Raw genomic sequence first — 16,889 nt, 5'->3', positions numbered from 1 at the left:
TCTTCGTTTTAGAATCGGTTTTCACGCTTTTGCTTACCGCTTTTTTTGCCGGTTGTTTTTTCTTTTCTTCATTTAAGGCACGAATTCGTGATGATAAAGAGAATAGACGAATAAAACCACCTGCGTGACTATGATCATAAACCTCATCTTCACCAAAAGTCGCAAATTCTTCATTATATAAACTATTTGGCGATTTTTTCTGAACAGCAGTTGCATTACCTTTATAAAGTTTGATGACGACTTCACCGGTCATATCTTCTGCAAGAACGTCGGCTGCAGCTTGAATTGAACGGCGATATGGCGCAAACCAACGACCATCATAAACCACATAAGCCATTTCAATACCTAATTGTTCACGCCATTTAAAGCTGTCACGATCTAAAATTAACTGCTCTAAACCACGTAATGCGGTCATCATAATAGTACCACCCGGAGTTTCATAACAACCACGAGATTTAATACCGACTAAACGATTTTCAATGATATCAACCCGACCTACACCATGTTTTGCACCAATTTTGTTGAGTGTTGCAACACAGTTATATGGCGAAAGTTTTTTACCATTAACTGAAACAACTTCCCCTTTTTCGATTCCAATAGTGACAAACTCCGGTTTATTTGGTGCATCTTCCGGCGATACAGTCCACGCCCAACAATCAGAATTAGCTTGATTCCATGTACTTTCAAGCACTCCACCTTCAGTTGAGATATGCCATGCATTTTCATCACGACTATAGATTTTTTCAACGGTTGCAGTAGTTGGTATTTTACGGACTTTTAGATAATCAATTAAAGCCTCTCGCGAACGCAAATCCCATTCACGCCAAGGAGCAATAACTTTAAGTTGTGGAGCAAGTGCCGTATAAGTTGTTTCAAAACGAACTTGATCATTACCTTTTCCGGTTGCGCCATGGCAAAGTGTGTCAGCCCCAACCTCTAAAGCATATTCAACTTGAGCCTTAGCAATAATTGGGCGAGCCATTGATGTTCCGAGATAATAAGTTCCTTCGTATAAAGCGCCGGTTTTTAATACAGGGTAAACATAATCTTTAACAAACTCTTCTCGTAGATCAACAACTTTACAAGCAACCGCGCCCGATGCTTTAGCTTTCTTTTCTACATCTTTGAGCTCTTTGGGATCTTGCCCAACATTTGCCACTAAAGCATACACTTCACAACCACCGTAATTTTCTTTCAACCAAGGAATGATTGCTGATGTATCCAAACCACCTGAATAGGCTAATACAACCTTTTTAGTTCCACTTTTTTTCATGATATACCCTTTCTAAATTAACTTTCGATAGTTAAATGCGTTAAAGATTTTTTGTGTCAATTTATAAATATAAATTATCAGTTTAATATACTGGTTGATTTATATTTAAGCAATAATTCTTGTGCCGGTTATTCCTGATTTACCATTAAATAATTCTTCAAGCTTATCAGCTTCTTTCCAACTTGCTATATCAATTGATCTTCCTAATGATTTAGCGGCTTCAAATGCAGAATTTACCTTAACTATCATGCCATCTGTAATCACGCCGCTAGCGATTAACTGATCCGCCTGTGACTGGGTTAATGATTCGATAAGTTTTTTATTCTGATCTAATACACCTACAACATCTGACAGAAGAATCAAATCTGCATCTAATGTTTTTGCTAAAGCAACAGCAGCATGGTCGGCATTAACATTCATCATTTTTCCTTCTTCGGTAATGCCGATAGAACTCATAATTGGTAAATAGCCATGATCAATAAGCAGATTGACTAAAGTCGCATCCCCCGCATCAGCTTGACCAACATAACCTAACTCTTCTGAAATCTGTTTAACTTTCACGCTATTACCGTCAGCTAAACAGAGCCCAACACTTGGAATTTGTTGTTTTTTAGCTTCTGAAAGAAGCTTTGTATTGGCACTTCCTGCAAGGCTACCAACTATCACATCAATTTGATCTGCTGGTGTCACACGCAACCCATTTCGCCGAACAACTGGCATTGATAAACGATCCATTAAAGAATCAACCAGGCTACCACCACCATGAACAATAATCAGCGGGCGTGCAAAACGCTTTTTATATTCACCAATAACAACAAATAACTTACTTAAAGCATCTTGATTATCGAGCAACACGCCACCAAGTTTGATAATTAATGGTTTCATTTCAATTTCCTATTAGTTTGGGTTATCGTTAATCACATTTTGTTTGAATTTAACATTTACTATCAGCTACCTTTATAACAGCGATGTTGTTTCATCAAACCCGAATCGAATATTCATACATTGCACTGCCTGTGCAGCAGCCCCTTTTAACAAATTATCCTCAACAGAAATTAAAATTAAATGGCGCCCTTTTAAAACAAATCCAATATCGCAATATGGCAAATCGACAACGGCTTTTAAAGCTGGCCAATCTTTTTGATAAACCCGGATAAAGGGTTTATTGTCATAATATTTATTTAATGCCCCAAGAACATCGTCAGATGTCACCCCTTCTTTTACTTTACAATTGATTGTTGCATGGATACCTTGTTTAAAACTACCAAGATGCGGGGTAAAGATAACGTCTTGCCCTAAATGGGTAGCAATTTCAGGTTGATGACGATGAGTAAATAATCCATAAGCATGCAAACTCACTTCGCAAAACAAATTATTATGTGAAGGTTTGCGCCCGGCACCACTTACCCCACTTATGGCATTAATGATTGGCCATTGCGTTTTATCGAGTAAATCTTCTTCAAGTAAAGGCTTTAAAGGTAATTGTGAGGCGGTAGGATAACAGCCCGGAACGGCTATCAATTGCGCTTGTTTAATTGCTTCGAAATTCCACTCCGCTAATCCATATACTGCTTTTTCTAACCACTCTTGATGCTTATGTGTAAAGCCATAAAATTCAGTATAAAAAGAGGAAGAATTGACCCGAAAAGCGCCCGACAAGTCAAAAACAGTGCAACCCTGCGATAAGAAAAAAGGCGCGATATCATGACTAACTGAATGTTCAGTTGCTAAAAAAACAATATCGATATCTTTAATGAGCGAAGTGTAGTCTTTAGTGGCAATTAAAGGTAAATCAACGACACCTTTTAATTGTGGGTATAAGTCATAATTAGAAAGTAGCTTACCGCCATCTTGACTATTTTCTGATACCGTCAATGCGACCAGTTCGACATTTGGGTGCTTCTTTAAATAATAAGCTAATTTAGCACCTGCATAACCACTCGCTCCAACAATTATTGCTTTTAACATACTATTCCTTATCTTTCTTTAATAATTATTAAGATATAGTAGGTCATTTAGAAAATAAATACAAGCACAAATTGAATTTTTATTCACTTTTAATGAATTTATTTTCACTTTGTTGTGTTATAGATGATAAACGATTTTTATCATAAGCAACATTATTATGAGCAACTCAGATAACGTTGATATTAATTATGGGAATCTTTTTATGAGTTTAAAAAGATATCAACCTGCTGAAAATTCAGCAGGTTGGAAGTACAAGGTTATTTTTTCAAAAGACTGGCTGATTTTAATATCGCAATAAGTAGCTCCCAATAACGATAAACACTTTGAATATTCACTTTCTCATCAGGAGAATGAGGCGATACAATTGTTGGTCCAATCGAAATCATATCCATATCCGGATAAGATTTTTTAAATAAACCACACTCTAAACCTGCATGAATAACCATTATTTTCGCTTTTTGAGAGAAAATTTCTTGATATTTATCTTTAGCCAATTGTAAAAGGGTCGAATTCAAATTTGGTTCCCAACCGGAATAACCACCACTAATTTCATAATTAGCATTGACCAATTGACTAAGCGAAACCAATGTAGAAACAACGGCATCTTTATTACTATCAACCTGAGATCGAATCAAGAAATGAACATTAAGTTGATTATCTAAAATATTTAAAATACCTAAATTCAATGAAGTTTCAACAACACCATGAATTTGATTACTCATGCGAATCACGCCATTAGGCGCTGCATTCAACCAATTAATGATTTTATTTTGATGTTCAGTAGTTAAAACACGTTTAATTTTGTCCGATTCAACATCAGATAACGTAATTGATAATGATGGTTCTACCTGCCCAAACTCATTTTGTAACACTTGCTGATACTGTTCAATGATTGACTTAAGTTTAGGTAAATCTTCTTTACTTAGTGTGATTTCGACAAATGCTTCTCTTGGAATCGCATTGCGTAATGAGCCACCTTGAATATCAGCTAACCTAAACGAGATATCTTGAGCATATTCAGCTAAAAATCTTGCCATTAGTTTAATCGCATTTCCGCGTCCTAGATGAATATCACAGCCTGAGTGACCACCTTTAAGGCCTTTAAGAGAAATGCGCATATAACAATCATGTTTTTCCGGCATTACGGCATAAGTCACAGCAAAAGTTGTCGTAAAATCAACACCACCAGCACAACCGGTAAATATTTCGCCTTCATCTTCAGAATCAGTATTAATTAAAAACTGACTTTTTAACCAATTAGGTTGCAAACCAAATGCACCATGCATACCTGTCTCTTCTGATGTGGTGACTAACACTTCAATTGGCCCATGTTCAACAGCAGGATCGATTAATACAGCCAATGCAGAGGCTAGCCCGACACCATTATCTGCGCCTAACGTTGTACCTTTTGCTTTAACCCATTCACCGTCAACGTAAGCATTAATAGGATCGGTAAAAAAGTCATGGTTAGTTCCTTCATTTTTTTGCGGTACCATATCCATATGAGCTTGTAAGGCAATTGAAGGACAATTTTCCATACCTTTGGTGGCAGATTTAGTTAATAAAATATTACCTGCTTTATCGATCTTATGTTCAATATGATGAGAAATGGCAAAATCAACAATATATTTAGTTATCATTTGCTCATAATGAGAAGGGTGTGGAATTTTACAAATATCGTTAAAGATCTGCCAAACAAATTTTGGATTTAAGTGTGAAAGCATATTTTATCCTCAATATTAGATAGCTAATAAATTAATGAGTGGTTTTTTTTGTCTAATCACTCTATAATAAGGTGCAATTTTACATCTATTTCTAGTCCATTAATATTAATTTATTAAAATCGTAAATTCGATTAAAATTGCAGGTTACTCATGTCAATAGAACAAACATTAACAGAAGACGAAATTCAAGCAAAAAAACAGCACAAAGCAGAGCTTATTGCTGAAAAAGAAAAATTCACTGTCACTTGGGAAATGCTACAAGCCTACGGGCGCCAACTCTCTAAACGTCTATTACCCGCTAATCAATGGAAAGGCATTATTGCCGTTAGCCGCGGTGGTTTAGTTCCAGCAGCAATTTTAGCTCGTGAATTAAGTATCCGTTATGTTGATACTGTATGTATTTCAAGTTATGACCATGATCATCAACGTGAAAAATTAATTCTTAAACAAGCTAATGGCGACGGTGAAGGCTTTATTGTTGTTGATGATTTAGTCGATACAGGTAGCACCGCACATACAATTCGTGATATGTACCCTAAAGCACGTTTTGTTACAATTTTTGCCAAACCAGCCGGCAAACCATTAGTCGATGATTATATTGTTGATATTGATCAAGATACATGGATTGAACAACCTTGGGACACAGGTGTTATGTTTGTAAAACCAATCAGCGATCATAAATAGTCAACAAGGAATCAATCATCATTATGGCTACTACCGAAAATTTATCTGAAAAAATATTTAAACCACAGTATGATTATCCAGAAACATCATCACTGATCAATCGGTTAGACAGTAGTAACGGTAGTAGCATAAGTCCGCTTGACGGGGATGTTGATTCCAGATGGTACCGAATCATCAACCCTATTTTATGGTTCTGGCGTGGTTTACCCAAATTAGAAATTGAAGCCGTGTTATCTAAGATCGCTGCTTCAACCAAACGTCACACCAATGATAAATGGCTTGATTCAGTCATTGGGTATCAACCAGGTAATTGGATTTATGAATTTTTAAACCAAGCAGCCGAATGGCAAGCTAAAGCAGATAGTTTCGATCTGGCAACGCTGACTGATGAAGATAGAAAAAAATTACATGATTATTTTTTAATAGCCAGTGAATATTCAAGTATTGCGAGCTATCCGCATTTTAAAAATGACGAACTGGCGATGTATGCCCAAACTTGTGCATATCAATCTTATCTAAAGGCACTTGAGTTTTCGCCTTACACAACAAAACAGATTGAATTTAAAGTTGAAAATCGCAGTGTTAAAACATTTTTACATTTACCCGAAAACTGTGATGGCGTATGCCCTGTCGTGTTAGTCTGTAATGCATTAGGTAATTTACAAATCGACTATTATCGCTACTTTAGTGAATACTTAGCTCCACAAGGTTTTGCAATGCTAACAGTAGATTTGCCAACAGTAGGCTTTAGTCGAAATTTTGTATTAACTCAAAATAGTAGCCAAATTCATCAAGCAATAATTGAACAACTAGCGACAGTACCTTGGGTCGATAGCAATCGTGTAATTGTTGCAGGATTCCGTTTTGGTTCACACATTGCAACACGTCTTGCTTATTTGATGCCAAATAAAATAAAGGGACTTTTCAACTTCACACCTTTTGTGCATCAAATATTTGTTGATAAAGCCTTACAACAAAATCTACCAAATTGTTACAAAGATATGTTAGCTTGTCGTTTAGGTTTAACATCAGTATCAAATCAGCAGTTAGCAGCTGAATTAAATTACTTTTCTTTAAAAAATCAGGGTTTATTAACTCATTGTTGTCCTGTGCCAATCATGAATGTCATCTTTGAAGAGGATAAGTTGAGTAATTTAACTGAAGCAAAATTAATCCAATCTTCAAAGTTAAGCAAAATTGTGACTATTCCTAAAACACCGTTACAAAAAGGCTTACAAAACGCTTTAACTCAATCAGTCAAATGGATGGAATCTATTTGTAATAGATGATTTAAATAAGATTATTGCTATGACTAATAAAAAAAAGCAAACTGTCGTTATTAAGTTAGGTACCAGTGTTTTAACTGGTGGAACTAAACAGCTAGATCGTGCTCGAATAGTTGAACTGATTCGGCAATGCTCTTATTTACATCAAATTGGTCACAAAATTATTATAGTTACATCGGGAGCAATTGCTGCTGGTCGAGAGTATCTAAACTTCCCTAGCCTTCCAAATACTGTAGCATCAAAACAATTACTTGCTTCTGTTGGTCAAAGTAAACTTATCCAGCTTTGGGAACAGTTGTTTTCAATATATAAAATTTTTATTGGACAAATGTTACTGACACGAGCTGACTTAGAGGATCGTGAACGCTTTTTAAATGCACAAGATGTACTAAAAGCGATGCTAGATAATCATATTGTACCTGTTATCAATGAAAATGACGCTGTAGCTACAGCCGAAATTAAAGTGGGTGATAATGATAACCTATCAGCACTAGCGGCAATTTTAGCTGAAGCCGATAAACTCATATTACTGACAGATATTGAAGGATTATATACTGCCGATCCAAGATCTGATACCAATGCTCAATTAATAAAAGAAGTTTCTCATATTGATGAGAGTTTACGAAACATAGCTGGTGATAGTGTTTCAGGGCTGGGAACCGGCGGTATGAGCACAAAAATTCAAGCAGCTGAAGTAGCAGGTAGTGCAGGAATAGAAGTAATAATTGCAGCAGGGAATAAAGAAAATGTGATTATTGATGCAGTCAATAATCAATCGGTGGGCACGCGTTTTTTACCACAGAAAACCCCATTAGAGCATCGAAAACATTGGCTATATGGTGCACCTAATGCAGGGAAGGTGTTGCTTGATGACGGTGCTATAAATGCTATTTTAAATAATGGTAGTTCGCTATTACCAAAAGGAATTATAGCGGTTGAAAAAGATTTTTCACGGGGAGAAGTAATAAACATCTGTGATAAATCAGGAAAACAAATCGCACGAGGTGTAAGCCGTTATAATAGTGATGCGCTAAAACAAATAGCAGGACATCACTCACAAGAAATTAGTCAAATTATTGGCTATGAATATGGCTCTGTAGCCGTACATCGGAATGATATGATTATCAAATAATAAGGAGGTTAAAATGGGACTAGCTATAGGTGGTGTAATAGCCAACTGGTTTGGTGTATTAATTGTTTACTTGAATTCACTAAATGAATTAGGTTATCAAATATTATTACCGTACACAATAATATCTGCATTAATAAGTACTCTAGGTATTTTATTTGCAGGAAATAATCAAAAATTAGCAGGTATTTTAATTATTATTGGCAGTATACTCTTTGTCCCTTTAGGTTTAATAGGGATTTTTGGTGGAAGAAAAATAATTAACAAAGCTAATGAAAAATCATTAGAAGAAAGACGTGATTTTTAGATAAATAGGATATTAATTTTAAGGTTATGAATGGACTCCAAAACATAAAATGTTTTCATGCTCGACGACATGTCATACCGTTTATTCTATTAAGTATAATTATTTTGTTCGTTTCTTTGTCTTTACCAAATAACCTAAATATAAGTTCAGGTCAGAAAAACAAATCTAACGAGGTGTAAGCCGTTATAATAGTGATGTTCTAAACAAATAGCAGGACATCACTCACAAGAAATTAGTCAAATTATTAGCTATGAATATGGCTCTGTAGCCATACATTGGAATGATATGATTATCAAATAATAAGGAGGTTAAAATGGAACTGGCTATAGGTGGTGTAATAGCCAACTGGTTTGGTGTATTAATTATTTACTCGAATTCACTATACAACTCAAGTTATCGAATAATATTACCGTATGTAATAATATCTGCGTTAATTAGTACATTAGGTATTTTATTTGCAAGATATCATCAAAAAATAGCGAGTATTTTTATTATTATTGGCAGTATACCCTTTATCCCTTTAGGTTTAATAGGGGTTTTTGGTGGAAGAAAAATAATTAACAAAGTTGATGAAAAAATATGAGAAGAAAAACGTAATTTATAGAAAATTGGATATTAATTTTAAGGACATGAATGGACTCTCAAAATATAAAATGTTTTCATGCCAGACGACACGTCGTACTGTTAATTATATTAAGTATTGTTACTTTGTTTGTTGCTTTGTCTTTACCTGATGAGCTAAAGATAAGTTTAGGATTGCCCATAATCCTAGTTATTCGTGCTTTTTGGCAATACAAATTGGTTTATATTTCAATTGGAGAAGATTTTATTACTTATCGACCTGCAGCTCCAATAAGAAGTAGTATAAGTATACTTTTTAAGGAAATCACATCAGTTAGTTATAAAAATAATAAAGTGATAATCAATTACATAAATAAAATTAGTAACAAGCAATACACTGTAAAGATACCTTTATCAGTTATGGAAGTCGCGGAAAAAGAGAAGCTTTTAAGCACTTTACATATCATCTTGAAAGATAAAGAAAAATAAACTATAAAATTATAATTTTATGCAAAAAAGGGATCTTTGCCATACCTTTTTTATTAATTTAAAAGTTTATTTTATGAATTTATAATATATTGCCAATGCTGTAATTGAAATTAATTATTATTGAATGATATAGATCATGAATTTAAATATTTAACTAATGGTTGCAGCTTATCAATAAAACATAATTAAAAAGTTACCTAATGAGTATTGAGAACTATTGTGTAAATTAGCGATAGATGATCAAATTTGAGTACTTTATTAACATATTTTACAGCCTTTATAACAGATAAATTTGTTTACTTGCTATATTGGCTTCTTTTTTACATCAAATACCTTCTTATCTCTGCTTGCTTTTAAGCTTCATAATTGACAATCACCTGAAAAATACATTATTGTTGGAATAAATTGATTCCTATTAGCAAAATTTGTTTAAAGTGACAGCGCTTACCTTTTTAAATCTATTAATTATTATATAGGTTTTATTAATAAGGATTAGAGTGGGATAACCTGTATAATATCATTAGATAAATTATTTGTTAGAGAATCTGTATTCTGTCAAACACAGTTGAGAGTAAAATCTATTAAGGTTAAGTAATGATAAACCAAATTGGAAAGTTAGCAAAACAAGCCTCATATCAATTAGCACAGTGCCCAACTAAAATCAAAAATCAGGCTTTAATTAGTATTGCTGATTTATTGGAGCAAAGCTTTCAAAGTATTTTAGAGGCTAATCAAAAAGATATTGCTATAGCAAAAAATCAAGGATTAAGTGAGGCAATACTTGATCGTTTATTATTAACTCCAGAGCGACTATCCTCTATTGCCAATGATGTTCGCAAAGTTGTCACCTTAACCGATCCTATTGGGCAAATTATTGATGGCTCAACATTAGAAAGTGGTTTAAAGTTACAACGCCAAAGAGTACCGCTAGGGGTGATTGGTGTAATTTATGAAGCTCGCCCTAATGTTACTATAGATATTGCGGCTCTCTGTTTAAAAACAGGTAATGCAGCGATACTTCGTGGTGGAAAAGAAACGGTTAATACTAATGCGGCTATCATATCGATTATTCAACAAGCATTAAATCAAGCAGGCTTACCTGAATCTGCCATTCAATCAATCGATAATCCTGATCGTAAATATATCTCTGAGTTACTCAAACTAGATAAATATGTCGATATGATTATTCCAAGAGGTGGAGCAGCATTACATCAATTATGTCGAGAGCAATCCACAATTCCGGTGATCACCGGTGGGATTGGCGTCTGCCATATTTTTGTTGATGAAAGTGCCGATATAGAAAAAGCGCTACCCATAATTGTCAATGCTAAAACTCAGCGCCCAAGTACTTGTAATACCGTTGAAACACTGTTAGTTCATCAAAACATTGCGCCGGAATTTTTAGTTAAATTAAGTCAAACAATGGCTGATAATCAGGTAAATTTACATGCTGATAAAAAAGCTTATGAACAATTAAAATCGGGTGAAGCGACAGTCGAACTGGTCAGTGACGAACAATTACGCCAAGAATGGCTCTCAAAAGATCTCAATGTGGTGTTGGTAAACTCAATTGACTGTGCAATAAAACATATCAGAGAATATGGGAGTGGCCATTCAGAATCTATTTTGACCCGTAACTTAGCCAAAGTTGAGCAATTTGTTAACCAAGTTGATGCCGCAGCCGTCTATGTCAATGCCTCTACACGTTTTACTGACGGTGGACAATTTGGGTTAGGAGCCGAAGTTGCGGTCAGTACTCAAAAATTGCATGCCAGAGGTCCAATGGGACTTGAAGCATTAACAACCTATAAATGGATAGGTTTTGGTGATGATTTAATACGAGAATGAATCTAGCACACTGTTCGGCAAAGCCGAACAGCTATTTGGCTTGATCTAGTCAAAATTACGCATCAACAATGCATAATTTAAATCGATATCTTCAGGAATTGGGATGTAAACAATATGACCGTCACCTAATCCGGCAGGCACCGGTTGACCTTTTTTGTTCTCCATTCGTTCAATAACAAAGGTTATATTGCCTTTTGGCGTCATCATTTCAACACTATCACCCACTGAAAACTTATTTTTAACAATAATTTCAGCTAACCCATTTAAACGCTCACCGCTAAACTCACCAACAAACTGTTGTCGTTCTGAAACCGAATGGCTATGCACATAATTTTGCATATCTTCATGCTTATGACGACGCAAAAAGCCTTCGGTATATCCTCGATGAGCCAATGAATCAAGTTCAGCTAACAAATGCGGATCAAAAGGTTTGCCTTCGCATGCCGCATCAATTGCTTGTCGATAAACTTGTGCTGTTCTGGCACAATAATAGTAAGATTTAGTCCTACCTTCAATTTTCAAAGAATGAACACCGATTTTTGTTAAATCTTCCACTAATTCAACAGCTCTTAAATCTTTAGAATTCATGATATAAGTACCATGCTCATCTTCAAAAGCTTGCATATATTCACCCGGTCGACCGGATTCTTCGAGCATAAATACTTTATCAGTTGTTGGACCAATGCCTAAAGTGGGTTCAACTTGTTGTACCGGTATAGGTTCACATTTATGGACAATCTGCCCTACTTCATCTTCTTTACCTTCAGCAACTTTATACTCCCAGCGACAAGCGTTAGTGCACGTACCTTGGTTTGAATCACGTTTGTTAATATAACCCGATAATAAACAACGGCCAGAATAAGCCATGCAAAGCGCACCATGAATAAACACTTCTAATTCCATTTCCGGAACTTTTTCTCGTATCTCAGCAATCTCATCAAGCGATAACTCACGGGATAACACCACTCGGGTTAAACCCATTTTGTGCCAAAATTTAACTGTCGCCCAATTTACTGCATTGGATTGTACCGATAAATGAATTTCCATTTCAGGAAAATGTTCCCGAACTAGCATAATTAAACCAGGATCTGACATAATAAAAGCGTCCGGTTTCATATTGACAATCGGTTCTAAATCACGGATAAACGTTTTAAGCTTTGAGTTATGCGGCGCAATGTTTACTACAACATAAAACTTTTTACCTTGAGCATGCGCCTCATTAATCCCGATAGCGAGATTTTCATGATTAAATTCGTTATTGCGAACACGTAGACTATAACGTGGTTGCCCTGCATAAACAGCATCAGCGCCATATGCAAAAGCATAACGCATATTTTTAAGAGAACCAGCAGGAGAAAGTAACTCTGGTTTTGTATACAAGTTTGTCATTAAAAAATGCCTCTGATTTCAAGTCAGTATTACTTATTAGTAATAGGTTAAGCAAAATAAGTTGGGCATTTTACGCTTTAGCATTGTGCTTGGCAAATATATTTAAAAATGCCAAAAACATCACAAATGTTCGATGTAAAGAAAACGATTTTTACATTAAAGTATGACAATACTCACATCAATTCACAATATTCAGTTGTATCAAAAATTTTTTATGTATTTTAACTAAACGCATAAAGTTAATAACAAATCCAAGCATTAATTATTTTATACACAAAATTTATTGTAATTATATTGTTGAGGAGAAAACAAATGTCAGAACTGATTAACTGGTATGGTGCGCTGATTGGATTATTCCTGGCTATATTGTTAATTTTAAGGGGCATAAATCCGGTCTACTCATTATTCTTTGGCGCTATCATTGGAGCATTTATTGGCGGGGCGAATTTAATTCAAACTGTTGCAATTTTAACTAACGGAACACAAAGCATCATGGGCACAGTGATACGGGTACTAGCTGCCGGCATCCTTGCTGGTGTGATGATGGAATCCGGTGCTGCTGAAACAATAGCACAAGCTGTTGTAAAAAAATTAGGTGAAAAAAAAGCACTGCTAGCTTTAGCCTTAGCAACTGGCATTATTACGGCTTCAGGGGTGTTTATACCGGTTGCTGTTTTAATTGTTGCACCAATTGCGCTATCTGTTGGCAATAAAATGAAGATATCTCGTTTAGCGCTGTTATTAGCCTTATCCGGTGGCGGAAAAGCAGGAAACATTATTTCACCCAATCCCAATACCATTGCCGTTGCTAATGGATTTAATTTAAGCTTAAGCGATGTCATGATTGCAGGCTTTTTACCGGCACTATTTGGACTATTAGCAACAGTACTGATCGCTTCTTTGATTAAAAATAAAAGTGACACAATTACAAATCAAGAAGTCATGGCATTAAAAAATCAAGAGCAAGATAAATTAGACACCCCATCATTAGCGAAAGCGATTGTGGCACCGGCCACGGCAATTTTATTATTAATGCTTAACCCTATCGGTAATATTTTACATATTCAATTCCTTGCCAATTTAAAAATAGACGCATTATTTATATTGCCACTCGCTGGAATGATTGGCATGCTAGCAATGGGACAACAGAGCAAAATTATTTTATTTACCAAATCTGGAATTGAAAAAATGACACCAACCGTACTAATTTTAATTGGTGCAGGTGCAATCGCTGGATTAATCGCATCATCAAATTTAGCCAGTCAAGTTATAGCAATGATCGAATCAATGGGTATTTCAGGTTACTATTTATCCCCCATTTCGGGAACTTTAATGGCAGCCGCTACAGCTTCGACATCAACAGGCGTCATTATTGCAACCGGCGCTTTTGGGACAACCATTATGGATATGGGCGTTCCAACAATTAGTGCTGCCGTGATGATGCACACAGGCGCTACAGTTATTGACTCCTTACCACAGGGCAACTATTTCCATGTCACAGCCAATAGCATGAACATGTCAATAAAACAACGGATGAAGCTGATTCCCTATGAGGCGCTTGTTGGTGGAACAATGACATTAGTTGCAACAATTTTCTACGCATTTATTTATTAATATCAGGAATAATATTATGAAACACAAAACATTTGTACTTGCACCCGATTCTTTTAAAGAGTGTTTGACCGCTAAAGCGGTTTGCCAAGCAATGGAGTCCGGATTAAAAAAAGTGTTCCCTGATGCAAAATTTATCCATGTTCCCATGGCTGATGGTGGTGAAGGAACCACTCAATCTTTAGTTGATGCCACAAATGGAACATTACACGCTTGCCAAGTCACCAGTCCCCTAGGTGATAAAATCACAGCTCATTATGGAATTTTAGGAGATAAAACTACCGCCGTCATTGAAATGGCAAGCGCTAGTGGGATTCATCTTGTGCCAAAAACAAAACGCAATCCACTCATTACTACAACCTTCGGCACCGGAGAATTAATCATTGAATGCCTAAAACATGGCGTTAAAAAAATTATACTGGGTATCGGTGGAAGTGCGACTAATGACGGTGGAGCAGGAATGGCTCAAGCATTGGGTATAAAATTTTATGATAATGAAGGTAAAGAACTGCCTAAAGGTGGTGGTGCATTGGGTAAATTAGCCAAAATAGACATAATGGAAGTTAACCCACTTTTACGCAATATCGAAATCATTGTTGCCAGTGATGTAAGCAACCCATTATGTGGCGAAAAAGGCGCATCTTGCGTATTTGGTCCACAAAAAGGGGCGACGGCTGAAATGGTTAAACAATTAGATCAGAATTTACAACATTATGCTTCAATCATTAAATCACAGCTAGGTAAAGATGTAGCAACGATTCCCGGTGCAGGTGCTGCCGGCGGGCTTGGTGCAGGTTTAATGGCATTTACAAACAGTAAAATGCAAAAAGGAATCGACATTGTTATCCATTACAGTGAACTACGCCAAAAATTAAAAGGTGCTGATTTTTGTTTTACAGGAGAAGGCGGCATTGATTATCAAACTAAATTTGGTAAAACACCTTATGGTGTTGCGCAAGTTGCTAAAGCGCAAAATGTGCCAGTGATTGCACTAGCGGGGACTATCGGGAAAAATATTGAAGAGCTCTATCCAAATGGAATTGATGCAATTTTCGGTATTATTCCTTCCGCATCACCAATTGAAGAACTCTTATTAAACGGCTTTAAAAATATTGAGCAAACAAGTGAAAATATTGCTCGTTTAATCAAAATTAGCCAAACATAAAACTAAAGCGATTAGTTTTCATGGGTAATAATACGCAACATCGTACTATTACCCATTCGATAAGGACAAACGAAAGATTTGTTATTTTTAAAATAATTAATAAAACTAAAAACATTATTTAATTGATGACAAATGATAGATTAAGCAAAAAAGCAATAATCAATTAAAACACGTTTGATTATTAAACGCTATAACGAATCATCTTTATAAATTAATGGTAGATATTCATTCCAACGGTATTCTCGAATTGGCATAGGTTTAGCATTTTCGAAATACAACACTAAAGCTGGTTTAATACCATTCCAATTATCAACAAATTCATAGCGCACCAAAAAGCCTTCATTGATTAATTTTTTTGCTTTTGCATGATAGTTAAAATAGCTCATATTCGGATTATATAATTAGTTTAAGTTAGCATTAGAATAATAGATTAATATTTGTACCACGCCTGAATTTGTTGATCAATGACATCTAGGAAATTTATTCTAAGTTAATTCTAAGTATTGTATTAATCGCGTTAAAAATTAGTACTGTCTTTCTGCTCCCCAATAGCATTTGGCATTTTTGGTGTTGGTGTTAATGCATATGCAACAACAGCGGCGAATACAGCAACAATTAGGCTAACAACGACTGACGCTTGGTGACGATTAACAATGACAACTTTATCAAAAACACTCGCTTTTCTGGATAAATCATAATCAAGCGGATTTTTTTTCATTGTTTAATTAGACATCTGTAATGTTGTTATCAAAGCCGTTTGGAAATTTATTGCAAATATTTTGAAGAAGTGAAAGAGAGGTGTCGAGTTGATATATTTCTTTTTCGGTCAGTCCGTTGGGGTTTTTATGATATATCAGCATATTGGTAGTACTCCACTTTTGTATAGGCTTTTTCTATTGCTTCCAGCTTGTTATATTGAACTTGTCCGCCTTGAATTTCATTTCCTTTAGCGTGCAACATATGGGTATCTATCACAACACCCACATGAGACGGAAGATCACCAACATAAACAAGAAACACTGCATTGTTACTCTTTTCACATGGTTTCCAGTTTCTAAGTGATTCTGGGATGGCTTAATTTTGAATTGTCGTTTTCTATGATTGATAACCTGTAATTGTTTTTAGTTGGATTCTTAAAACATGTCGATAATAAAGAACCACCAGCCCCCCAACAATCCATTTCATTAAAAGTACATGCTCTATCTACCCATTTTGTACCAATCACCTTGTTAATAAATTCATTAACTGCCGTGTTTTTATGCATAAGCCAGTCCTCTGTATTCTTCAAGCGTATAAATTGGTTTGCTCTCTGTATGCGTAGGTTTTGCCAGCACCATTGAATTATCATCCGTTGCTGTAATTTCACCGGCGGTGCGGTTAAATCTTATGCCCTCTTCCGATATATAAAGTGAGTAGCGTTGTGTTGGCTTATTCATTGATAGCTCGTTATATTGT

At 35.5% G+C, this 16,889-nt stretch carries 18 protein-coding genes and 2 pseudogenes; 10 read left to right on the top strand and 10 right to left on the bottom strand.

Annotated elements, in window-relative coordinates; translation table 11 throughout:
* Positions 1-55 precede the first annotated feature (55 nt).
* The 4 genes and pseudogenes from J3U74_RS05775 to J3U74_RS05760 form a co-directional block, all read right to left on the bottom strand.
* Positions 56-1,273, bottom strand: a pseudogene (locus J3U74_RS05775) (argininosuccinate synthase); the annotation flags it as partial.
* Positions 1,274-1,378: 105 nt separating this feature from the next.
* A complete protein-coding gene (gene argB / locus J3U74_RS05770) occupies positions 1,379-2,158 on the bottom strand; it encodes an acetylglutamate kinase (protein ID WP_267329503.1) in 780 nt (259 codons plus the stop codon).
* Between the two features lie 72 nt (positions 2,159-2,230).
* Positions 2,231-3,241, bottom strand: coding sequence for an N-acetyl-gamma-glutamyl-phosphate reductase (gene argC / locus J3U74_RS05765; protein ID WP_267329502.1), 1,011 nt, complete (start codon positions 3,239-3,241; stop codon positions 2,231-2,233).
* Between the two features lie 257 nt (positions 3,242-3,498).
* A complete protein-coding gene (locus J3U74_RS05760; protein ID WP_267329501.1) occupies positions 3,499-4,965 on the bottom strand; it encodes an aminoacyl-histidine dipeptidase in 1,467 nt (488 codons plus the stop codon).
* A 150-nt stretch (positions 4,966-5,115) separates the two neighbouring features.
* Here J3U74_RS05760 and gpt point away from each other — a divergent pair, with 150 nt between their 5' ends.
* The 8 genes and pseudogenes from gpt (at position 5,116) to proA (ending at position 11,269) form a co-directional block, all read left to right on the top strand.
* Positions 5,116-5,649: a xanthine phosphoribosyltransferase gene (gene gpt / locus J3U74_RS05755; protein ID WP_220217409.1), complete on the top strand. Its 534-nt coding sequence runs from the start codon at positions 5,116-5,118 to the stop codon at positions 5,647-5,649.
* 23 nt (positions 5,650-5,672) lie between these two features.
* Positions 5,673-6,938 carry an esterase FrsA gene (gene frsA / locus J3U74_RS05750; RefSeq protein WP_267329500.1) on the top strand — a complete coding sequence of 422 codons (1,266 nt, stop codon included), beginning with the start codon at positions 5,673-5,675 and terminating at the stop codon, positions 6,936-6,938.
* Between the two features lie 19 nt (positions 6,939-6,957).
* On the top strand, positions 6,958-8,067 hold the full coding sequence (gene proB, locus J3U74_RS05745; RefSeq protein WP_267329499.1) for a glutamate 5-kinase: 1,110 nt from the start codon (positions 6,958-6,960) through the stop codon (positions 8,065-8,067).
* 13 nt (positions 8,068-8,080) lie between these two features.
* Entirely contained in the window at positions 8,081-8,371 is a 291-nt protein-coding gene (locus J3U74_RS05740) for a hypothetical protein (protein ID WP_267329498.1), read from the top strand.
* Between the two features lie 172 nt (positions 8,372-8,543).
* Positions 8,544-8,671 (top strand): annotated as a pseudogene (locus J3U74_RS12545) (glutamate 5-kinase); the annotation flags it as partial.
* A gap of 13 nt (positions 8,672-8,684) precedes the next feature.
* Positions 8,685-8,954, top strand: a complete 270-nt coding sequence (locus J3U74_RS05735) for a hypothetical protein (RefSeq protein WP_220217413.1) — start codon at positions 8,685-8,687, stop codon at positions 8,952-8,954.
* A gap of 50 nt (positions 8,955-9,004) precedes the next feature.
* Entirely contained in the window at positions 9,005-9,421 is a 417-nt protein-coding gene (locus tag J3U74_RS05730) for a hypothetical protein (protein WP_267329497.1), read from the top strand.
* Positions 9,422-10,015: 594 nt separating this feature from the next.
* Complete coding sequence (gene proA / locus J3U74_RS05725) at positions 10,016-11,269, top strand: glutamate-5-semialdehyde dehydrogenase (protein WP_267329496.1); 1,254 nt, start codon at positions 10,016-10,018, stop codon at positions 11,267-11,269.
* 45 nt (positions 11,270-11,314) lie between these two features.
* On the opposite strand, the gene yegQ is transcribed toward proA, so the two are convergent.
* On the bottom strand, positions 11,315-12,658 hold the full coding sequence (gene yegQ / locus J3U74_RS05720) for a tRNA 5-hydroxyuridine modification protein YegQ (RefSeq protein ID WP_267329495.1): 1,344 nt from the start codon (positions 12,656-12,658) through the stop codon (positions 11,315-11,317).
* Positions 12,659-12,970: 312 nt separating this feature from the next.
* On the opposite strand from yegQ, the gene J3U74_RS05715 reads away from it, so the two are divergent.
* Together J3U74_RS05715 and J3U74_RS05710 are read left to right on the top strand one after the other, a co-directional pair.
* Positions 12,971-14,272: a GntP family permease gene (locus tag J3U74_RS05715; RefSeq protein WP_267329494.1), complete on the top strand. Its 1,302-nt coding sequence runs from the start codon at positions 12,971-12,973 to the stop codon at positions 14,270-14,272.
* A gap of 16 nt (positions 14,273-14,288) precedes the next feature.
* A complete protein-coding gene (locus J3U74_RS05710) occupies positions 14,289-15,434 on the top strand; it encodes a glycerate kinase (protein ID WP_267329493.1) in 1,146 nt (381 codons plus the stop codon).
* 188 nt (positions 15,435-15,622) lie between these two features.
* Here the strand turns inward: J3U74_RS05710 and J3U74_RS05705 are convergent, their stop codons facing one another.
* From J3U74_RS05705 to J3U74_RS05685, 5 genes are all read right to left on the bottom strand, one after another.
* Positions 15,623-15,820 carry a hypothetical protein gene (locus J3U74_RS05705; protein ID WP_220217419.1) on the bottom strand — a complete coding sequence of 66 codons (198 nt, stop codon included), beginning with the start codon at positions 15,818-15,820 and terminating at the stop codon, positions 15,623-15,625.
* A gap of 131 nt (positions 15,821-15,951) precedes the next feature.
* Positions 15,952-16,152, bottom strand: a complete 201-nt coding sequence (locus J3U74_RS05700; RefSeq protein ID WP_267329492.1) for a hypothetical protein — start codon at positions 16,150-16,152, stop codon at positions 15,952-15,954.
* Positions 16,153-16,277: 125 nt separating this feature from the next.
* On the bottom strand, positions 16,278-16,454 hold the full coding sequence (locus tag J3U74_RS05695) for a hypothetical protein (RefSeq protein WP_267337952.1): 177 nt from the start codon (positions 16,452-16,454) through the stop codon (positions 16,278-16,280).
* A gap of 34 nt (positions 16,455-16,488) precedes the next feature.
* Positions 16,489-16,698, bottom strand: a complete 210-nt coding sequence (locus tag J3U74_RS05690) for a hypothetical protein (RefSeq protein ID WP_267328855.1) — start codon at positions 16,696-16,698, stop codon at positions 16,489-16,491.
* Positions 16,691-16,889 (bottom strand): hypothetical protein (locus J3U74_RS05685; RefSeq protein ID WP_267337951.1); only part of this gene is annotated, 199 nt, incomplete at its 5' end. The genes J3U74_RS05690 and J3U74_RS05685, both read right to left, overlap by 8 nt.

The organism is Gilliamella sp. B3892, assembly GCF_026536305.1.
Classification (GTDB): Bacteria; Pseudomonadota; Gammaproteobacteria; order Enterobacterales; family Orbaceae; genus Gilliamella.
This window is presented reverse-complemented; position numbering and strand designations above follow the sequence as displayed.

What these genes read in the sequence shown, in the direction of transcription:
- argB (WP_267329503.1), bottom strand. Translation starts at nt 2,158, where the DNA reads ATGAAACCATTAATTATCAAACTTGGTGGCGTGTTGCTCGATAATCAA.
- argC (WP_267329502.1), bottom strand. Translation starts at nt 3,241, where the DNA reads ATGTTAAAAGCAATAATTGTTGGAGCGAGTGGTTATGCAGGTGCTAAA.
- J3U74_RS05760 (WP_267329501.1), bottom strand. Translation starts at nt 4,965, where the DNA reads ATGCTTTCACACTTAAATCCAAAATTTGTTTGGCAGATCTTTAACGAT.
- gpt (WP_220217409.1), top strand. Translation starts at nt 5,116, where the DNA reads ATGTCAATAGAACAAACATTAACAGAAGACGAAATTCAAGCAAAAAAA.
- frsA (WP_267329500.1), top strand. Translation starts at nt 5,673, where the DNA reads ATGGCTACTACCGAAAATTTATCTGAAAAAATATTTAAACCACAGTAT.
- proB (WP_267329499.1), top strand. Translation starts at nt 6,958, where the DNA reads ATGACTAATAAAAAAAAGCAAACTGTCGTTATTAAGTTAGGTACCAGT.
- J3U74_RS05740 (WP_267329498.1), top strand. Translation starts at nt 8,081, where the DNA reads ATGGGACTAGCTATAGGTGGTGTAATAGCCAACTGGTTTGGTGTATTA.
- J3U74_RS05735 (WP_220217413.1), top strand. Translation starts at nt 8,685, where the DNA reads ATGGAACTGGCTATAGGTGGTGTAATAGCCAACTGGTTTGGTGTATTA.
- J3U74_RS05730 (WP_267329497.1), top strand. Translation starts at nt 9,005, where the DNA reads ATGGACTCTCAAAATATAAAATGTTTTCATGCCAGACGACACGTCGTA.
- proA (WP_267329496.1), top strand. Translation starts at nt 10,016, where the DNA reads ATGATAAACCAAATTGGAAAGTTAGCAAAACAAGCCTCATATCAATTA.
- yegQ (WP_267329495.1), bottom strand. Translation starts at nt 12,658, where the DNA reads ATGACAAACTTGTATACAAAACCAGAGTTACTTTCTCCTGCTGGTTCT.
- J3U74_RS05715 (WP_267329494.1), top strand. Translation starts at nt 12,971, where the DNA reads ATGTCAGAACTGATTAACTGGTATGGTGCGCTGATTGGATTATTCCTG.
- J3U74_RS05710 (WP_267329493.1), top strand. Translation starts at nt 14,289, where the DNA reads ATGAAACACAAAACATTTGTACTTGCACCCGATTCTTTTAAAGAGTGT.
- J3U74_RS05705 (WP_220217419.1), bottom strand. Translation starts at nt 15,820, where the DNA reads ATGAGCTATTTTAACTATCATGCAAAAGCAAAAAAATTAATCAATGAA.
- J3U74_RS05700 (WP_267329492.1), bottom strand. Translation starts at nt 16,152, where the DNA reads ATGAAAAAAAATCCGCTTGATTATGATTTATCCAGAAAAGCGAGTGTT.
- J3U74_RS05690 (WP_267328855.1), bottom strand. Translation starts at nt 16,698, where the DNA reads ATGCATAAAAACACGGCAGTTAATGAATTTATTAACAAGGTGATTGGT.